The 14924-nt window shown below is 68.2% G+C and carries 18 protein-coding genes; 8 read left to right on the top strand and 10 right to left on the bottom strand.

Annotated elements, in window-relative coordinates:
• Nucleotides 1-43 precede the first annotated feature (43 nt).
• Nucleotides 44-535: a MarR family winged helix-turn-helix transcriptional regulator gene (locus EV648_RS23035; protein ID WP_132295325.1), complete on the bottom strand. Its 492-nt coding sequence runs from the start codon at nucleotides 533-535 to the stop codon at nucleotides 44-46.
• Between the two features lie 99 nt (nucleotides 536-634).
• Here EV648_RS23035 and EV648_RS23040 point away from each other — a divergent pair, with 99 nt between their 5' ends.
• Nucleotides 635-1618 (top strand): NmrA/HSCARG family protein, encoded by a 984-nt coding sequence (locus tag EV648_RS23040; RefSeq protein ID WP_132295328.1) that lies wholly within the window; start codon nucleotides 635-637, stop codon nucleotides 1616-1618.
• Between the two features lie 265 nt (nucleotides 1619-1883).
• On the opposite strand, the gene EV648_RS23045 is transcribed toward EV648_RS23040, so the two are convergent.
• Nucleotides 1884-2411, bottom strand: coding sequence for a GntR family transcriptional regulator (locus tag EV648_RS23045; protein ID WP_132295330.1), 528 nt, complete (start codon nucleotides 2409-2411; stop codon nucleotides 1884-1886).
• Here EV648_RS23045 and EV648_RS23050 point away from each other — a divergent pair.
• Nucleotides 2326-3057, top strand: coding sequence for an SDR family NAD(P)-dependent oxidoreductase (locus EV648_RS23050; protein ID WP_199234758.1), 732 nt, complete (start codon nucleotides 2326-2328; stop codon nucleotides 3055-3057). The two genes, EV648_RS23045 and EV648_RS23050, sit on opposite strands and share 86 nt — an antisense overlap.
• Nucleotides 3058-3280: 223 nt before the next feature.
• Here the strand turns inward: EV648_RS23050 and EV648_RS23055 are convergent, their stop codons facing one another.
• Nucleotides 3281-3424, bottom strand: a complete 144-nt coding sequence (locus EV648_RS23055) for a hypothetical protein (RefSeq protein ID WP_199234759.1) — start codon at nucleotides 3422-3424, stop codon at nucleotides 3281-3283.
• 522 nt (nucleotides 3425-3946) lie between these two features.
• Here EV648_RS23055 and EV648_RS44205 point away from each other — a divergent pair.
• Entirely contained in the window at nucleotides 3947-4306 is a 360-nt protein-coding gene (locus EV648_RS44205; RefSeq protein ID WP_241995503.1) for a hypothetical protein, read from the top strand.
• A 60-nt stretch (nucleotides 4307-4366) separates the two neighbouring features.
• Complete coding sequence (locus EV648_RS23065) at nucleotides 4367-4834, top strand: organic hydroperoxide resistance protein (protein ID WP_132295339.1); 468 nt, start codon at nucleotides 4367-4369, stop codon at nucleotides 4832-4834.
• A gap of 239 nt (nucleotides 4835-5073) precedes the next feature.
• On the opposite strand, the gene EV648_RS23070 is transcribed toward EV648_RS23065, so the two are convergent.
• Complete coding sequence (locus tag EV648_RS23070; protein ID WP_132295342.1) at nucleotides 5074-5457, bottom strand: VOC family protein; 384 nt, start codon at nucleotides 5455-5457, stop codon at nucleotides 5074-5076.
• A gap of 572 nt (nucleotides 5458-6029) precedes the next feature.
• Here EV648_RS23070 and EV648_RS23075 point away from each other — a divergent pair.
• Nucleotides 6030-6245 (top strand): hypothetical protein, encoded by a 216-nt coding sequence (locus tag EV648_RS23075; protein WP_132295345.1) that lies wholly within the window; start codon nucleotides 6030-6032, stop codon nucleotides 6243-6245.
• 126 nt (nucleotides 6246-6371) lie between these two features.
• Here EV648_RS23075 and EV648_RS23080 read toward each other — a convergent pair whose 3' ends face one another.
• Complete coding sequence (locus tag EV648_RS23080) at nucleotides 6372-6770, bottom strand: hypothetical protein (RefSeq protein ID WP_132295348.1); 399 nt, start codon at nucleotides 6768-6770, stop codon at nucleotides 6372-6374.
• Between the two features lie 800 nt (nucleotides 6771-7570).
• Here EV648_RS23080 and EV648_RS23085 point away from each other — a divergent pair.
• Both EV648_RS23085 and EV648_RS23090 read left to right on the top strand, forming a co-directional pair.
• Entirely contained in the window at nucleotides 7571-7762 is a 192-nt protein-coding gene (locus EV648_RS23085) for a hypothetical protein (RefSeq protein ID WP_132295351.1), read from the top strand.
• A gap of 846 nt (nucleotides 7763-8608) precedes the next feature.
• The gene (locus tag EV648_RS23090; protein ID WP_132295354.1) at nucleotides 8609-9334 is read left to right on the top strand and encodes a hypothetical protein; all 726 of its coding nucleotides are present in this window, start codon (nucleotides 8609-8611) and stop codon (nucleotides 9332-9334) included.
• Here the strand turns inward: EV648_RS23090 and EV648_RS23095 are convergent.
• Both EV648_RS23095 and EV648_RS23100 read right to left on the bottom strand, forming a co-directional pair.
• A complete protein-coding gene (locus EV648_RS23095; RefSeq protein ID WP_132295357.1) occupies nucleotides 9313-9957 on the bottom strand; it encodes a response regulator transcription factor in 645 nt (214 codons plus the stop codon). The two genes, EV648_RS23090 and EV648_RS23095, sit on opposite strands and share 22 nt — an antisense overlap.
• A complete protein-coding gene (locus EV648_RS23100; protein ID WP_132295360.1) occupies nucleotides 9945-11822 on the bottom strand; it encodes a sensor histidine kinase in 1878 nt (625 codons plus the stop codon). Before EV648_RS23100 ends, EV648_RS23095 begins: the two co-directional genes overlap by 13 nt.
• A gap of 210 nt (nucleotides 11823-12032) precedes the next feature.
• Between EV648_RS23100 and EV648_RS44780 the strand changes: the two genes are divergently transcribed.
• Nucleotides 12033-12155, top strand: coding sequence for a hypothetical protein (locus tag EV648_RS44780; RefSeq protein WP_255512860.1), 123 nt, complete (start codon nucleotides 12033-12035; stop codon nucleotides 12153-12155).
• 10 nt (nucleotides 12156-12165) lie between these two features.
• Here the strand turns inward: EV648_RS44780 and EV648_RS23105 are convergent, their stop codons facing one another.
• From EV648_RS23105 to EV648_RS23115, 3 genes are read right to left on the bottom strand one after another with little or no spacing between them, the layout of a single operon-like run.
• The gene (locus tag EV648_RS23105) at nucleotides 12166-13500 is read right to left on the bottom strand and encodes a HAMP domain-containing sensor histidine kinase (RefSeq protein WP_132295363.1); all 1335 of its coding nucleotides are present in this window, start codon (nucleotides 13498-13500) and stop codon (nucleotides 12166-12168) included.
• A 2-nt stretch (nucleotides 13501-13502) separates the two neighbouring features.
• On the bottom strand, nucleotides 13503-14195 hold the full coding sequence (locus tag EV648_RS23110) for a response regulator transcription factor (protein ID WP_132295366.1): 693 nt from the start codon (nucleotides 14193-14195) through the stop codon (nucleotides 13503-13505).
• Nucleotides 14196-14235: 40 nt separating this feature from the next.
• Nucleotides 14236-14853: a hypothetical protein gene (locus tag EV648_RS23115; RefSeq protein WP_132295369.1), complete on the bottom strand. Its 618-nt coding sequence runs from the start codon at nucleotides 14851-14853 to the stop codon at nucleotides 14236-14238.
• Between the last annotated feature and the right edge of the window lie 71 nt (nucleotides 14854-14924).

The raw sequence follows: 14924 nt of genomic DNA on the forward strand, positions 1-14924 counted from the left end.
CAGGAACTCGGCGTCCGACCCCGCCGATGTCAGGAAGAGCTGGTCAGCAGAAGCCGCGGACTTCTGGGGGGCAGGTGGTCTGCTCGTGCTCCTCGACGGCGGCGATCACGTCGTCGGCGGCCTTGCCCAGCTCTGACATCCGGTCCTTGCCGAGTACGTCGACGAAGAACTCCCGGACCCGGCCGGCGTGCGCGGGAGCACAGGCCTCGATCGCGGCCCGTCCCTCGTCGGTCAGCACGATCTCCGGGTAGCGGGCGTCGCAGGCCTCCTTGCGGATCAGCCCGCGTTTCTCCATCCGGGAGAGGTGGTGCGACATCCGGCTCTTCTCCCACTGGGTCGCCTCGCCGAGCTCGAAGGCCCGCATCCGGCCGGTCTCGGACTCGGACAGGTTGACCAGGATCTCGAAGTCGGACTCGGACAGGCCGAACTCGCGCTGCAGGTGCCGGGACAGGTGCGTCTCCAGCGTCCTGCGCATCAGCAGATAGCTCCGCCAGGCCTTCTGCTCGTCGTCGTCGAGCCACGGTTCGTTCGCCACGAGACCCATCCTAGCGCGGCCGGTTGACACATCAACCTAGCGCGCTACCATCGACGGAGTTGACACATCAACCCGACAGATTTCGAGGGAGAAATTCCGATGACCGAGCAGAAGTTGATCGCCGTAGTGGGCGCCACCGGTTCGCAGGGCGGCGGCCTGGTCCGGGCGATCCTGGCCGACCCCGACCGGCAGTTCGCAGTACGGGCGCTGACGCGGAACCCGCAGTCGGCCAAGGCGCAGGAGCTCGCGTCCGCGGGCGCCGAGGTGGTCCAGGCCGACCTCGACGACGAGGCCAGCGTGCGGAAGGCGTTCGACGGCGCGCACGGGGCGTTCGTGGTGACGAACTACTGGGTCGAGCGGACCCCGGAGGAAGAGGCCGCGCGGACCCGCGCCGAGATGGAGCTGGAGCAGGCGGAGATCGCCGCCCGCGCAGCCAAGGACGCCGACGTGCAGCACGTGATCTGGTCGACCCTGGAGGACACCCGCGAGCACTTCGGCGACGACGAGCGGGTGCCGAGCCTGGATGACGGCCGCTACAAGGTGCCGCACTTCGACGCCAAGGGCGAGGGCAACGAACTGTTCATGAAGTACGGCGTGCCGACCACGTTCCTGCAGACGACGTTCTACTTCGACTCGATGGCGATCCCGGGCGTCGGCCCGGTCCGCGGCGAGGACGGCAAGCTCGTCATCAGCCTGCCGATGGCCGACCAGCCGCTGTCCGGCATCGCGTCCGAGGACATCGGCAAGACCGCGCTCGGCATCTTCAAGCGCGGCGAGGAGTTCGTCGGCCGGACGGTGAGCGTCGCCGGTGAGCACCTCACGGTCGACCAGTACGCCGCCAAGCTGACCGAGGCGCTCGGCGAGGAGGTCGTCTACCGGCCACTGACCTGGGACGAGTTCCGCGCCCTCGGGATCCCGAGCGGCGTCGAGATGGCGAACATGTTCCAGTTCTACGCCGAGGACTCCGACCGTTTCACCGGCGACCGCGACCTCGAACTGGCCCGCGAGCTGAACCCGGAGCTGAAGTCCTTCGACGACTGGCTGGCCGACCACAAAAACCAGCTCAAAGCGGCAATCAACTGACGTTCTTCAAGCCTGAAGCGGCGGCTCGGCCCGGCAACCCGAGCCGCCATCCAAAGGCAGCCGACCGCTTCGCATCACTAGCCGATGTTTGGCAACGTCCCACGGAGCAGGGACGGAGCAGGATCCTGCTGCATCGGTCGTCGACCGGCAAGCTGGAGGCAGCGTCCTTTACCGCATGGAATCGCGGTGCTGTCGATCATCGATCTGACGTCGGCATGGCGGATCTTCAAGCTGCGCTGAACCGGAACCCACGCGACAGTGGCCGTCAGCGGTCTGGGAGGTTGAGTCGCTTCAGGCGTTCGTACGCGCCGAGGATGTGTTTGTCGATTCCGTCCTGGGCAGCCTGTGGATCGCCCAAGGCCAACGCATCTCGTAGCTCCTTGTGCTCGCTGTAACCGACGTCGAGGAAGTCCGGAAAGCTCGCGTTGCGGGCCCGCAGGAAGACTGTCACCTGACCACGGATGGACTCCCATACCCGCTGCACCCGGGCATGATCGCAGTAGGCGTAGATGATGTCGTGGAACTGGAGGTCCAGCCGTACGGCGTCCTCCGGATCGATCTTGGTGTCGACGCTTTTCATCTGCTCCAGGACCGCATCCATCTCAGCGAATCCCTCACCCTGCATCCGCGTACACGCCCGGCCGGCGGCCAATTTCTCGATGGCACCGCGGAGAGTGTGCACTTCGTCGACGTCGGTCTTTGTCAAGGTGCTGACAAACGCTCCGCGCGGCATCGGACGGGCGACGGCGATGCTCCTCGCCGAGCGGGGGTGGAGCATCGGCATCCTCGACATCGACGAGCACGGCGGCCACGCGCTCGCCGCAGAGATCATCGAGAAGTACAACGTCAAGACCTCCGTCGCCGTGGCCGATGTGTCGAAGGAAGATCAGGTTCGTACGGCGATCGACGAGCTCGAGGCCGCGCTGCCGCCGCTGGCAGCGCTGGCCAACATCGCCGGGGTCAGCTCACCGATCCCCTACCTCGAGCTGACTGCTGACGAGTGGCACCGGGTGATCAACATCAACCTGAACGGCGTGCACTACGTCACCCGGCGGGTCGCCGAAAGCATGGTGCGGTACGGCTACGGCCGGATCGTCAGTGTCTCCTCGACCTCGGCTCAGCTGGGCGGCGGCACCTACAGCAAAACCCCTTATTCCGTTGCGAAAGCCGGCGTGATCGGACTGACTCGTGCTCTCGCACGAGAACTCGGTCCGCACGAGATCACGGTCAACGCGGTGGCCCCCGGTCCGATCGACACCGACATCATGGGCGGACCGCTGACTCCCGAACGCCGGGCGGCCCTGGTCGACGACCTCCTGGTCAATCGCGTCGGGCAGCCGCACGACGTCGCGTCCGCGATCGCGTTCCTACTATCCGAACAATCCGGCTACATCTCCGGCCACACCCTCAACGTCGACGGCGGCCTCTACATGCATTGATCCCGGATCCCGAAGGTTCGCTGGATCTGGCGCCGCTGAATCTGACGATGACCTGCTCGCCCCGATCGGTGATGAGGCCCTCATCGGGGGAGCGAGGGTCTCGACCGGGACCAGAAACTGCGCCGCCAGGCCGACGCACTGACTGCACCCACCAGATCCAGCGCATCAGCGGACAAGGCCCACTGCGTGTTCGGGCCGACGATGCTCTTGATCTGGCCCTCCGCTACTTGACCGCAATGACGTCGATCGTCCGGATCTCCGCGTCGGCGGCCGCGAGCTCCCGCCCCTTCTCGAGGAACGCGCGCAGTTCCTCTTCCTTGCCCGGCTTGGCCTCCAACGTCGCAAGCAGTCCCCGGTCGATGCTCATCTCGGTGGTCCTCTCGTGATTTCCCTCCTTGGACCGTACGGGTCGCCGGTGGGGCCCAGATTGCCAGCGGCTGATCAGATCGACCAGGACCTCCTCGGTCGCCGCCGATGATCGTCCAGCCGCTCCACCCGCTCCTGCTAGCCAGAAGGCCGGATTCCGGCTGGCAGGGGGCGGGCTCGGGGGCTCGTCGGGATGCCGCGAGACCGCTGGAGCGGCACTGTCGCAGTTAGGGCCGAGTCCTCCGCGTGTCGCCCGACACGGTGGCACGTAGAGGCCACGCGGCCGGCTACCAGGCAGGTCGGTGCAATCAATGGAAAGGAACGGACAATCGTGAGAGTCCGGTTTGTCAGAAGCTCAACGCGCTGCTCGCTCGCCGCGCTCGCTTTGGTGGCAGCAGCGGCGACGCTCGCGGCCGCGTGCGACAACAATTCGGGCTCGTCGAGCTCGTCGGGTTCGGGTGCGTACGGCTCCGGCGGCTCGTCTTCAGCATCCCCGGCGGCCGGGACGTCGGGGGCGGCGTCGGTGGCGGTGACCAAGAGCAACCTCGGGTCGATCCTGGTCGACGGCAGCGGGCGGACGCTCTACCTGTTCGAGAAGGACAAGGGCAGCACGTCGTCGTGCTACGGCACCTGCGCCACGGCCTGGCCTCCGTACACCACGACTGGGTCGCCGCAGGCCGGCGGCGGCGTACAGGGCCCGCTGCTCGGGACCACGAAACGGACCGACGGCACAACCGAGGTCACTTACCACGGCCACCCGTTGTACTACTTCGCCGGCGACAGCAAGCCCGGCGATACCAACGGCCAGAAGGTGAACGAGTTCGGCGCCGAGTGGTTCGTGCTGTCCCCGGCCGGCACCGAGGTCAACAGTGACGGCTCCTGACCGGGAGAACCGCGCCGCGACAGTTGGGCACCACAACAGACTCCAAAGGACGGTAAACACATGCCAGCCACACCACTGAACAAGATCCTCTACACCGCCGAGGCGGTCACCGAAGGCGGCCGAGCCGGACACGGCCGCACCTCGGACGGGCAGTTGGATCTCAAACTGTCCGTACCCGAGGACATGGGCGGCCAGGGCGGCCCCGGAACCAACCCCGAACAGCTGTTCGCACTCGCCTACGCAGCCTGCTTCCAGTCGGCGCTGCTGGCGGTGGCCCAGGGCCGCCACCTTGACGCCGAGGACGCCCAGGTCACCGCCCGGGTCAGCATCGGCCCGACCGGACACGGCGGCTTCGGACTGCAGGTCACCCTGGACCTGCATGCCCCACAACTGCCACCGGCCGAGGCCGCGGACCTCATGGCACGAGCCGACCTGCGCTGCCCGTACTCCAACGCCACCCGCGACAACGTCGTAGTCACCCTCAGCGTCGACGGCCGACCCGTCGAGCAGACCGCGCCCGCAGTCTGACCGCGGCGTCGACGCCGGCCAAGTGGAGCGCACCGGCCCGCGGCGGTTGACGGAGCTGGCCGTCAACGAGGAAGTGACAATCGAGTGCAGCTCTCCGTTGGCGACCAGGTCCCGTACGAAGCCGACGGGGCGGCGCAGGAGCCGGGCGGCCTCTGACAGTGGGATCGGTTCACCCGGTCCCTGAGCTCTTCGGCGTCGATGCCGCGGTCAGACTGCGGGCGCGTATGCGGCGGCTCGGATCAGCCGCCGCTGCCGTACGGACGGGTGAGGATCTCCAGCCAGTGCCCGTCAGGACCCTCCCAGTAGAGGCCGCGGCCACCGTCCCCGTGGTTGATCTCTCGCAGTTGGCGCTTGAAGGGGTCGGCCCACCACTGGCGGCCGTCGTCCCGCAAGCGACAGAGGATGAGGTCGAACTCCTCCTCACTCACAAGGAAGGCGTAGTGCTGGCCGTGGATCTCGCCCTCGGTGTCCATGAAGTCCAGGCTCGCAGCGTTGTCCAACTTCAGCTCGGCGAACGGGCCGTACGCTCTCGCCTCCGGCAGACCGAGCACCTCGCCGACATCGCGAGCGGCAGCCCATCGGTCCTTCACGTGCACGATTGTGTGGTTCAGCTCGATACTCATCGGGCTCTCCTGGCGGGGGACCGGTCCTCAGCTGGCGCGTGGTCACCACTCTGCACCCCGAATCCGTTCCCGTGAAGACCTCCACGTTGTTCCACCCTAGGCAGTAGCGGTGGGCCTGCCGCGTCGAGCGAAAACTGGCAAGGACTTGTCGGGGCGATAATTCTGCTGGCTCCGCAGCGAGTTCAAGGGCGGCCTTCTCCCGGCGTTCAGGTGGTGACCGAGCACGTTGCGACGCATCAACTAACGGATACCCTGGTCCGGCCACGACTTCCCAGTCCGTACAGCCAGGCCACCGTCTGCCCCTGGCTGGATCGTAGCCACTTGCGGAGCGCAGAACCTCCAGGAACACGTCGCGACCATTCGGTTGCGTCCCCTCGCCGCGACTGTCTACCCCCTGCCTTGCAAAGGCGCTTCGACGTGTCCAGTGTTCCTCAGCGCTGAGTTCCTGAGCGCAGGCCGAGCTGATTGGTGACCGTGACTGACCGGTTCGACCCGTCGTTCTGCGTCTGATGTGGCACGTTTGTGGCATGGCGAGCGGGGTGGGTTGCTCAAGTCGACCGTACGATGACCGAATGCGAGAGGTGACTTCGCGCAGGCTCAACGTCGCGTTGGATGCGTGTATCGCCGTTGTCGGCGCAGTCTTTGGCGCGCGATTCCTCTCGCGCGGCGACTACGGTCTGGCGGTCATCTTCCTTCTCGGCGGCGTCGTATCGCTGATCAGGTTCGGGTTGTGGCTGCGGCGCGGAAGCGCAGATGTGACCGGCGGCCCGAGCCCAACTGATCCGTAGTCGAGTTCAGGGCGTCCATCGTTGACCACAGCACGCCTGAGCGCACGCATTGATCTCGCGGAATGTCCAGGGTCGTCCGGCCCGATCCGTGGGTGCTGTTAGCAAGCCTGTTAGCAGCGGCGACCATCAATCAGTGGGCGTGCCTTGCATGGACTCCCGTGCGGTCTGGTCCTCCCTGCGGGCGAACCGTACTGCCCAGAAGACAATCGCCAGGACAACTGGGATTCCAGCCAGGACGAGGAGGCGCGTCGGCCAGTCGGGCACGACCACTGCCGCCCGGACCAGTGCCGCCAACACCACCAACGTGCCTGAACCGAGAACTGCCGCACCAACGATGATCCGCTGTTTACTCCAACGGCGCGGCGGCGGTGGGTGCTTCACGAGCCTGTACAAGATGACGCCACAGAGGACCATGGAGAAGGCGGGCGAGAGTGCTGCCCTCGGACCGTCCATGACGAGGAATGCCACCGTGCAGGCGGTAGAGATGACCAGCGCAACTCCGAGGCCGATCCGTTGGCTCTTCACGCCGGAATGCTATGCGGAGATGCCGGGCTCGGATACCTGCACCTACGCCGTTCTCGCGCCCCTGCACATCGGCCGACCTAGCGTCTTCCCGTCTGCCGTTCAGCCCACGCGTAGCGCGATCAGGAGACACCAGCGGGGCCAAGATGGAGCGCCCCGCAACATCGGCAGATGAGTGCGCTCAGGCTGAGGCAACGCGAGGTGGGTGCGACGCGCACAACGTGTCGCATACCAGGTGGCGGAGATGTGTCGCAGATCTGCTGGCGGATTCTAGCTAGCGGGCGCGGATTGCCTCGATGAGTTCGGCTCGGTTCGCCAGCCCTGATCGCGCAGGTCATCCACCCAGGTCCACACCGATTGTTAGCAACTCCGGCGCGACCTTCTCATTACGAGTCCGTTCCATTGAGCGCCTCTCCGCGCCGGGCCGCCGACCGGGAGCGCTGATCGCACTCAGGGGTCGGCGGTCGTTGCTGGCTGTTCAGAGCCCTTCGGGGGCACCTCAGGGGCACGTCCTTGTGAAAGCCGAACGACCGCGATGAGAGCGCGGGCGCGGTATTGCGCTATGGGACAACGAGACTGAGCATGGCAGCGTATAGGGAGAAAGCACTGGTTCCAGGATCGGGGGCGGCGACATGACGCACGAAGGACGGCGGTCATATCTGGCAGCATCGGTATTTGCCGGTGTGGCCGCTATCACGCTCGCGGCGTGCGCCGCTCAGCCCAGCGGTCCCGGCACAGCCGGCGGCTTGCTGCCATCGTGTTACGGCCCAGGGCCAGATCACAATCTCACGCCGAGTCGGGTGGTGGAGGTGTATCAGAACGGCAACCTGGTGAGGCGCCACGCGTTCCGTAGCGACAAGGATCATCAGCACTACGAGTTCGAACTGACACCGGGCAGTTACGACATCAAAGGCCCAGGGATTGCGCCGATCCCCATTCGGGTGAAGTCAGGCGAATATGTAACCGCCGACCTGCCGATCCCCCTATGCCTCTGACTGGAACCGACGGATTAGAACTCACGACCTTCTCATTACGAGTCCGCTTCAATGAGCGTCCACACGCAGACGACCCCGATCCTGAGCGCCAATTGTGCACAGTGGTCGAGGGTCGTTGATGGCTGTTCACGGCCCTTCGGGGGCCTCTCGGGGGCCTCGTTGTCCGCGAGATTCAAAGTTGCTGAGCGGCCGTCCAAACCCGTCCTTGGCTGCCGTTCGGCGGGTGGCACTACGCGGAACACGACCCACGACCGTCTGCTGCCGTCCACCGCAGTCCGCCGCCCCTGTTAGCAAATCCGCTAGCAAGCCTCGTCCTAGCAGTCGGGGTCGCTGAGGGCATCGGCGCGTGGCTCGCTGGAATGGTGAACATTGTCGAACGGCTGAGCGCTGCGTGGGCTGACCACCGGGTGCGCCGGGCACGCCGTGCCTACTACGGCGCCTGTCCCGCGTGCGGTCACGACTGGCGTGAGCACATCGCCGGCGAGGGCTGCGGGGAGTGTCACTACGAGATCGTTGATGCCAGGCGGTTCGCAGGCGGAATCGGTTGCTGTCAGCAACCGCATCTCACAGCTCCGCACCCGCGATCAGCGCGGGAGGAATCCGTGCAGGACAACGGGTGAGCAGCAGGACAGCCCCGGGCCGCCGCCAAGAACCGGCTGATCAGTGTGGCGTCCCATAGTCCTCGTGCCGACACCTGTCGCATCTCAGCCATCCGTGCCCCTGCCCTGGCGCGTGGCGGCACGTCCGTGCTGGCCCGCACCTGGGTGCCGTGCTGGCGCCGACGCGCCCGGCGGGGTGCCGGTACGACGCTCGAGGTGAGTTCCACCTCGACACGAAGGAGTCGCCATGACCAGCACCGAAGAATTCTCCCTGGACGCGTGCGGCCCGCTCGTGCGCACCGCGGGGACACGCCGCGTCGGACTCGCCCTCGCGATGTTTCTTGCCCCCTGGCTCATCGTCGCCGCCGAGGTAGGCCACGCGGTGATGACCCTGCACGGGGGTGATGACCTCGAACCGAGCGACGACCTCACCCTGACCGGCGAGCACCTCACGTTGGTCCGCTGGGCCAGCTTGGCCGCCTTGGCCGGGGCCTTGCTGCTTGTACCCGCCGTCCTCGGCGTGATGCGACTGGTCCGCGTCCGTGCCGCGCGTCTGGGCCTTGTCGGCGGTGTGCTCACCGCCGCGGCGTACGTCTGCTATTTCGCGATGGTGTTCCAGGGCTTCACCACGGCCGCGATGGTCGAGGCCGGCGGCTCGACGAGCCAGAACGTCACGGTGTTGCAGGCGGTCCTGGACGAGCCGTTGACACGCTGGGTCTATCTGCTCTTCGTCCTGGGCAACCTCCTCGGCACGTTCCTGCTCGGCCTGGCCCTGGTACGGGCGCACACCGCGAATCGGCTCGCGGGATTCGGGCTGATGGCCTGGCCGGTGTTCCACGCCATCAGCTTCCCGTTCTCGGACGTGATCGGGACCGCAGTGCAGGCGATCGGCTTCGGACTGGCTGCGATGGCACTGCTCCGACGGCGCGACCCGCGGACGGAGCCGGAGCCCTACGAACTGTTGCGCAGGTAGGCCAGCACTGCCAGGACGCGGCGGTGGTCGTCGTCGGAGTCGTACAGTCCGAGCTTGACGAAGATGTGCCGGACATGGGTCTCCACAGTGCGCTCGGCGGTGTGGAGCCGACGTGCCACTGCCGCGTTCGAGCGGCCCTCCGCGACCAGGCCCAGCACCTCCCGCTCGCGCTCGGTCAGCTGGGCGAAGGCGGGCTCGGGATGCATCGGCGCCAGCAGCGACGCGACCACCTCGGGGTCCAGCGCCGAACCTCCGGCCGCGACCCGGCGGAGGGCGTCGAGGAAGTCGTCGAGGTCGAGGATCCGGTCCTTGAGCAGGTAGCCGAAGGCTCCCGTCGCGACGAGCTCGGTCGACTGGGTCGTCTCGACGTGCTGGGACAGCAGCACCACCGGGAGCCCTGGCCGCACAGTCCGGAGCTCCCGCGCCGCGCGAGCACCGTCATCGCTCATGTTCGGCGGCATCCGGATGTCGGTGACGAGGAGGTCGGGCTCGTGCGCCAGCACCGCCGCCACCACGCCGGGCGCGTCACCAACACGTGCAACGATGTCGTGGCCGGCCTGGGCGAGCAGCAGCGCCAGACCCTCGCGTACGACGGCGGAGTCCTCGCCGATCACGATCCGCACGGCAGCCTCGCCTCCACTCGCGTACCGATGCCGGGGCTGCTGTCCACAGCGAGCTCACCCCCGGTCGCCGCCACGCGGTCGCGCAGCCCAGCGAGCCCGGACCCGGCGCACACCGTGGCGCCGCCGCGACCGTCGTCGGACACCACCACCCGCAGGTCCCCGTTGCGGTGGGTGACGTCGATGACGACCGACCGGGCTTCCGCGTGCTTGAGCGCGTTCGCCAACGCCTCGGCGGCCACGTAGTACGCCGTCGTCGCCACCACGTTCGGTACGGGATCGGCGGTCAGGTGGACCTCTACCGGCACCGGGCTGGTCCGGACCAGGCCGCGGATCGCGGCTGAGAGACCCTCGTCCAGCCCGCGTGGGCGTACTCCTCCGGCCAGCTGACGGAGCTCGCCCAGGGCTTCCTGCAGGTCCCGTACGGCGGTACCGAGCACCTGTTGCAGCGGATCGGCCGGGTCCGCGCGCTGCTGCGCCAGCCGCAGGAACATCCCGATCGCGACCAGCCGCTGCTGGGCGCCGTCATGTAGGTCGCGCTCGAGCCGGCGACGCTCGGCGTCGCCGGCCTCGACCAGGCGCGCCCGCGAGGCACGGGTCTCGGCCAGCGCGTGGCGCAGAGCGATACGGGAATGCGCCAGCTCCAGCGGCAGGTGCGCTGCTCGCAGCGCCTCCCGGAGCAGCCGGGGGCGCCGCACGGCCAGGTCGTAGCCGACGGAGCCCAGCAGTCTGCCGGCCACGGCGACGTCCAGCGCAGGGTCCTCCGGTCGGGCCGACGGCTCGCCGTCACCAGTACGCCATGGCGTCGTCGGGTCGGAGGGAAGCCAATAGACCACGCGCAGTCCCGGATCGTGAAGCGCCTCACGCAACGCCGACTCGACCTGCTCCGGCCCGGTGCGACCATCTCGCACCTCGTCGAGGAACCGGTCCAGCCGGATCAAGGCGTCACGCCTGCCGCGGTCGAACCGGGCGTCCACGAGCGCCTGCACCCGACGCCGCAGCAGTCCGAAGGAGGCCGCGCACACCAGCGTCGCCACCGCGGTCGGCAGATCGGAGCCACGTCCCGCCACAACCCCGATCCCCACCGTGACGGCCGCGAACACCGCCACCAGGCCACCGGTCAGCACGATGTAGGCAACCGTGCGGCTGACCAGCGTGTCCACGTCGTACAGGTCGTGCCGCAGAACCGCGATGGCAACGCTGACCGGCATGCTGACGAAGACCAGCAACAGCCCGACCTGGACCACGACTCCCGCAACGTCGGTGAGCAGGTACGCCGCCCAGGTGACGATCAGGACGATCGGCAGCAGCAGGATGCTCAACACGAACCACTTCAACTGTCGTCGTACCACGTCGCCTCCTCGGCGGAAGCGCACGACCACGCGCACCACCGATCCGACCAGCAGCGCGAGCAGCAGGATCAGCGAGCCGACGCCGAGCACGGTGTCGACCCAGTGCGGCACCTCCACCGGCGGGCTGCCTGGGATCTGTCCGGCACGGCCGCCATAGTTGCCCGCGTCCAGGGCGACCGCCACGTGGAACGCGACCAGGAAAAGGCCCCAGCCCGCCGGGAGCACCCACCAGCCGCGCCCGAGTCGACCGTCCGGGAAGTACGCAGCGAGCAACGCAGGCGGGACGTACAGCCACACCCACCCGGCGAGGGAGGCCACCGCGAGGAGGAGGCCGAGGCCGTGCGGTGGCGACCGGCCCGCCACCGCGGAGTCGGGCGAGAGCATGGCCAGCGGGAGCAAGCCGAGCGCCACGAGCAGCGCACCGACGACGCGTGGTCCACGAAGCAACAGCAACAGACCGAGCACGACGCCCGGCGCACCCGCCACGCCGGCCACCGCGACTTGCCAACCCGTCATCGCCACGCCCCCACGTCCAACTCACACCACGACCCCTGACCAGACCGGGACGCCATGCGTTCCCGATCCCATGATCAGGTGCAGACGCCAAGAAAGCATGCGTACTGACACGCACAGCGCAGCCGGCCCGGGTAGCACGCCTGGCGCGCCGGCCCCTCCGGATACCCACCACCGCCTCCGTCGCTGCATCGAACGACCCGAGGGTGACAAATGCTGGGCCCTCGAGCGGCGCCCCGCACGGATGCGGACCTCGAACTGGCCCGCGAGCTGAACCCGGAGCTGAAGTCCTTCTCCGAGTGGCTGGCCGAGCACAAGTCGGAGATCGTGGTCTGACGAGCTGGAGCTAGGGCGCGGCCAGAGTCAGGTGGACCGACGAGCCCGTGGGCAGGTTGGGGTGGATGGTGAGCCTGCCGCCGGCCGCCTCGGCGCAGCGGCGGGCGATGTCCAGCCCGAGTCCGGTGGAGCCGCGGTCGCTCCGGCCGCGCTCACCGGCCCCCAGCGGAATGCCGGGCCCCTCGTCGGCGACCACGATCAGTACGCCGTCGCTGCCGCCGACGGGTTGCCTGGTCAGGATGATCCGCGCGGAGGTCCCGTCAGGGGTGTGGGCGACCACGTTCTCCACCAGGGCGTCCAGCGCGGCGCCGAGATCCTCCGCCGACGACCTCACCATCGCCGGCGGGGTCGGCAGATCCAGGACAAGTTCGCGGCCCTGATCCTCGAACAGCGGCTCCCAGAAGGCGGCCCGCCGTCGGGTCACCTCGACCGCGTCGCAGTGCGGGACCCGGCCCTCGCGCTGAGGCCGTCTCGCCGCGCTGATGACCGCGGTCAATGTCCGTTCGAGGCTGTTCACCTGGGTGTTGAGCTCCTCGGCCCGCTCTCGGTCCGGTAGCGCCTCGACCTGGAGGCGGAGTGCCGTCAGCGGAGTACGGAGCCGGTGGCTGAGATCCGCGACCGCCTCGCGTTCGACCGCGATCACCTCGTCGATGCGATCCGCCAGACCGTTGAGCGCGGCACCTACTTTCGCGACCTCCGCGGGACCACTCGTCGGGGCTCTCGCATCGACGTCACCCTTGGCCAGACGTTCCGCAGTACGGGCGGTTTCTTCCAGTGGGCGGGCCAGGCGGCGGGAGACGAGTTCGGCGCCGAGGATGCTGAGGAGCAGGACGAGCAGGCTGCCCGCGAGCAGGAAGAGGATGCGCGGCAGGAGCCCGTCGTACAACTCCTCGGAGGTGAGGAACAGGCAGACCGACGCCGGCCCGTTGTGGGTGTCGACGTCGATCTCCGTCGCGACTCCGCCGGCCACCGTGCGCGTCGACGTGTCCGAGATCTTCGGCGGCCCCTTCCGGTCGTCGCCGTCATCGTCGCCGTGATCACCCGGAACCGGCTTCGGCGCCGCGACCCCACCGGGAGGCGGATCGCCCAGCGTCGTACCGTCGGCCATCCGGACCGAGATCCGGCCTGGAACATCGTTCTTGGCGGCCTCGATGTACGCCGTGACGTCGGCGGCCGTGTGGTTCCTGTCGCCGACGTAGTACGCCACGTTCTTGGCGGTGTAGCTCGCGGCCTCGAGCGAGTCGTTCTCGGCCGCGTTCCGCAGCAGGATGGTCAGCGGTACGGCGAACGCCAGTACCACCAGCGTCGTCATGCCGACGGAGAGCAGCAGGATCCGGCGGCGCATGGTCAGGCGCCTGGTTCCGGCGGGGCGAGCTTCACGCCGACCCCGCGCACGCTGTGCAGGAACCGCGGCTCAGCGGCGGTCTCGCCGAGCTTGCGGCGCAACCAGGACAGGTGCACGTCGACGGTCCGGTCGCCGCCTCCCCACGGCAGACCCCACACCTCGGCGAGCAGTTCGCGCTTGGTGACGACGGCGCCCGCGCGCCGCGACAACGCGAGCAGCAGGTCGAACTCCTTGCGGGTCAGGTCGACCGGATCGCCGTCGACGGTGACCTCGCGGCTGCGCGGGTCGATCTCCAGAGCGCCCAGACTGAGCACGGACTCGCCCTGCTGGTCGGGACCACGACGACGCAGTACGGCCCGGATCCTGGCGTCGATCTGCGCTGAGCTGAACGGCTTGATCACGTAGTCGTCGGCGCCGGCGTCGAGCAGTCTCACCACGCTGGCGTCGTCGTCGCGGGCCGTCGCCACGATGACCGGGATATCGCTGACAGCGCGGACCATGGCGAGCACGTCGCGACCGTCGAGGTCGGGCAGGCCGAGATCGAGCAGCACCACGTCGGGCTTCTCGCGAGCCACCGCCGCGACCCCCTCGGCTCCACTGGCCAGTGGCGTGACGACGTGACCGGCGGCCGTGAGCGACTTGCTCAGCGACGTCCGGATCGCGTCATCATCCTCAACCAGGAGTACTCGCACCATGCCTCTGAGCGTAGACGGTCCTCCCCAGACCGCCCCTGATTCAGGCAGGCGCCGGTTTGGGCGCCTTCAGGCCGGTACTGCGCAACTCCAGGTCGGCGAGTTGGGCTATGACGGTGGTGTCGCCCTGACGCCAGGCCCCGACCGGGTCGTCGGAGATCTTGGCGAGCCGGTGCATCGGCTGGTTCGCCATCGCCCGGAGCGCGAACAGGTCCAGGTCGGCCGCGTTGTCGATGAACTTCTGCGCGGCGGTCGCCCGCCGGGAGAACCGGATCCGGCGAGGCAGCCAGATCAGCAGCGCGAACAGTACGGGCAACCCGATCGTCACGGCGGCCAGGAGATACGCCAACTGCTCGACCGCGTGCGCCTGGTCCCGCCCGGCCTGCGCCAACCGCGCCGCCGCGCCGGCCGCACCGTCGATCGGCGCCCGCAACTCGTCACCGACGGCCGGCACCTTCCCGACCGGCTCGGACATCTTCCGGAGATCCCCCGCCAGGCCGTCCCCGGCCTCGGCCGCCTTGCGCCCCGGATACCCCAGCGCGTTGGTGATCTTGAAGACGGTCAGGCCTAGCGCAGTGCAGAACGCGATCCAGGCGACCAGCATCAGATCCCCGAACATCTGCCCCACCCGCTGCACGCCCACACTCGAGTAGAGCTTCACCAGCAATCCCCTTCGTCGACTACTCCTCTAATGCCCCGCTCGGCCAAAGGCGACACTACTGACCGCCGCGG

The organism is Kribbella sp. VKM Ac-2568 (assembly GCF_004345365.1).
GTDB classification, from domain to species: Bacteria; Actinomycetota; Actinomycetes; order Propionibacteriales; family Kribbellaceae; genus Kribbella; species Kribbella orskensis.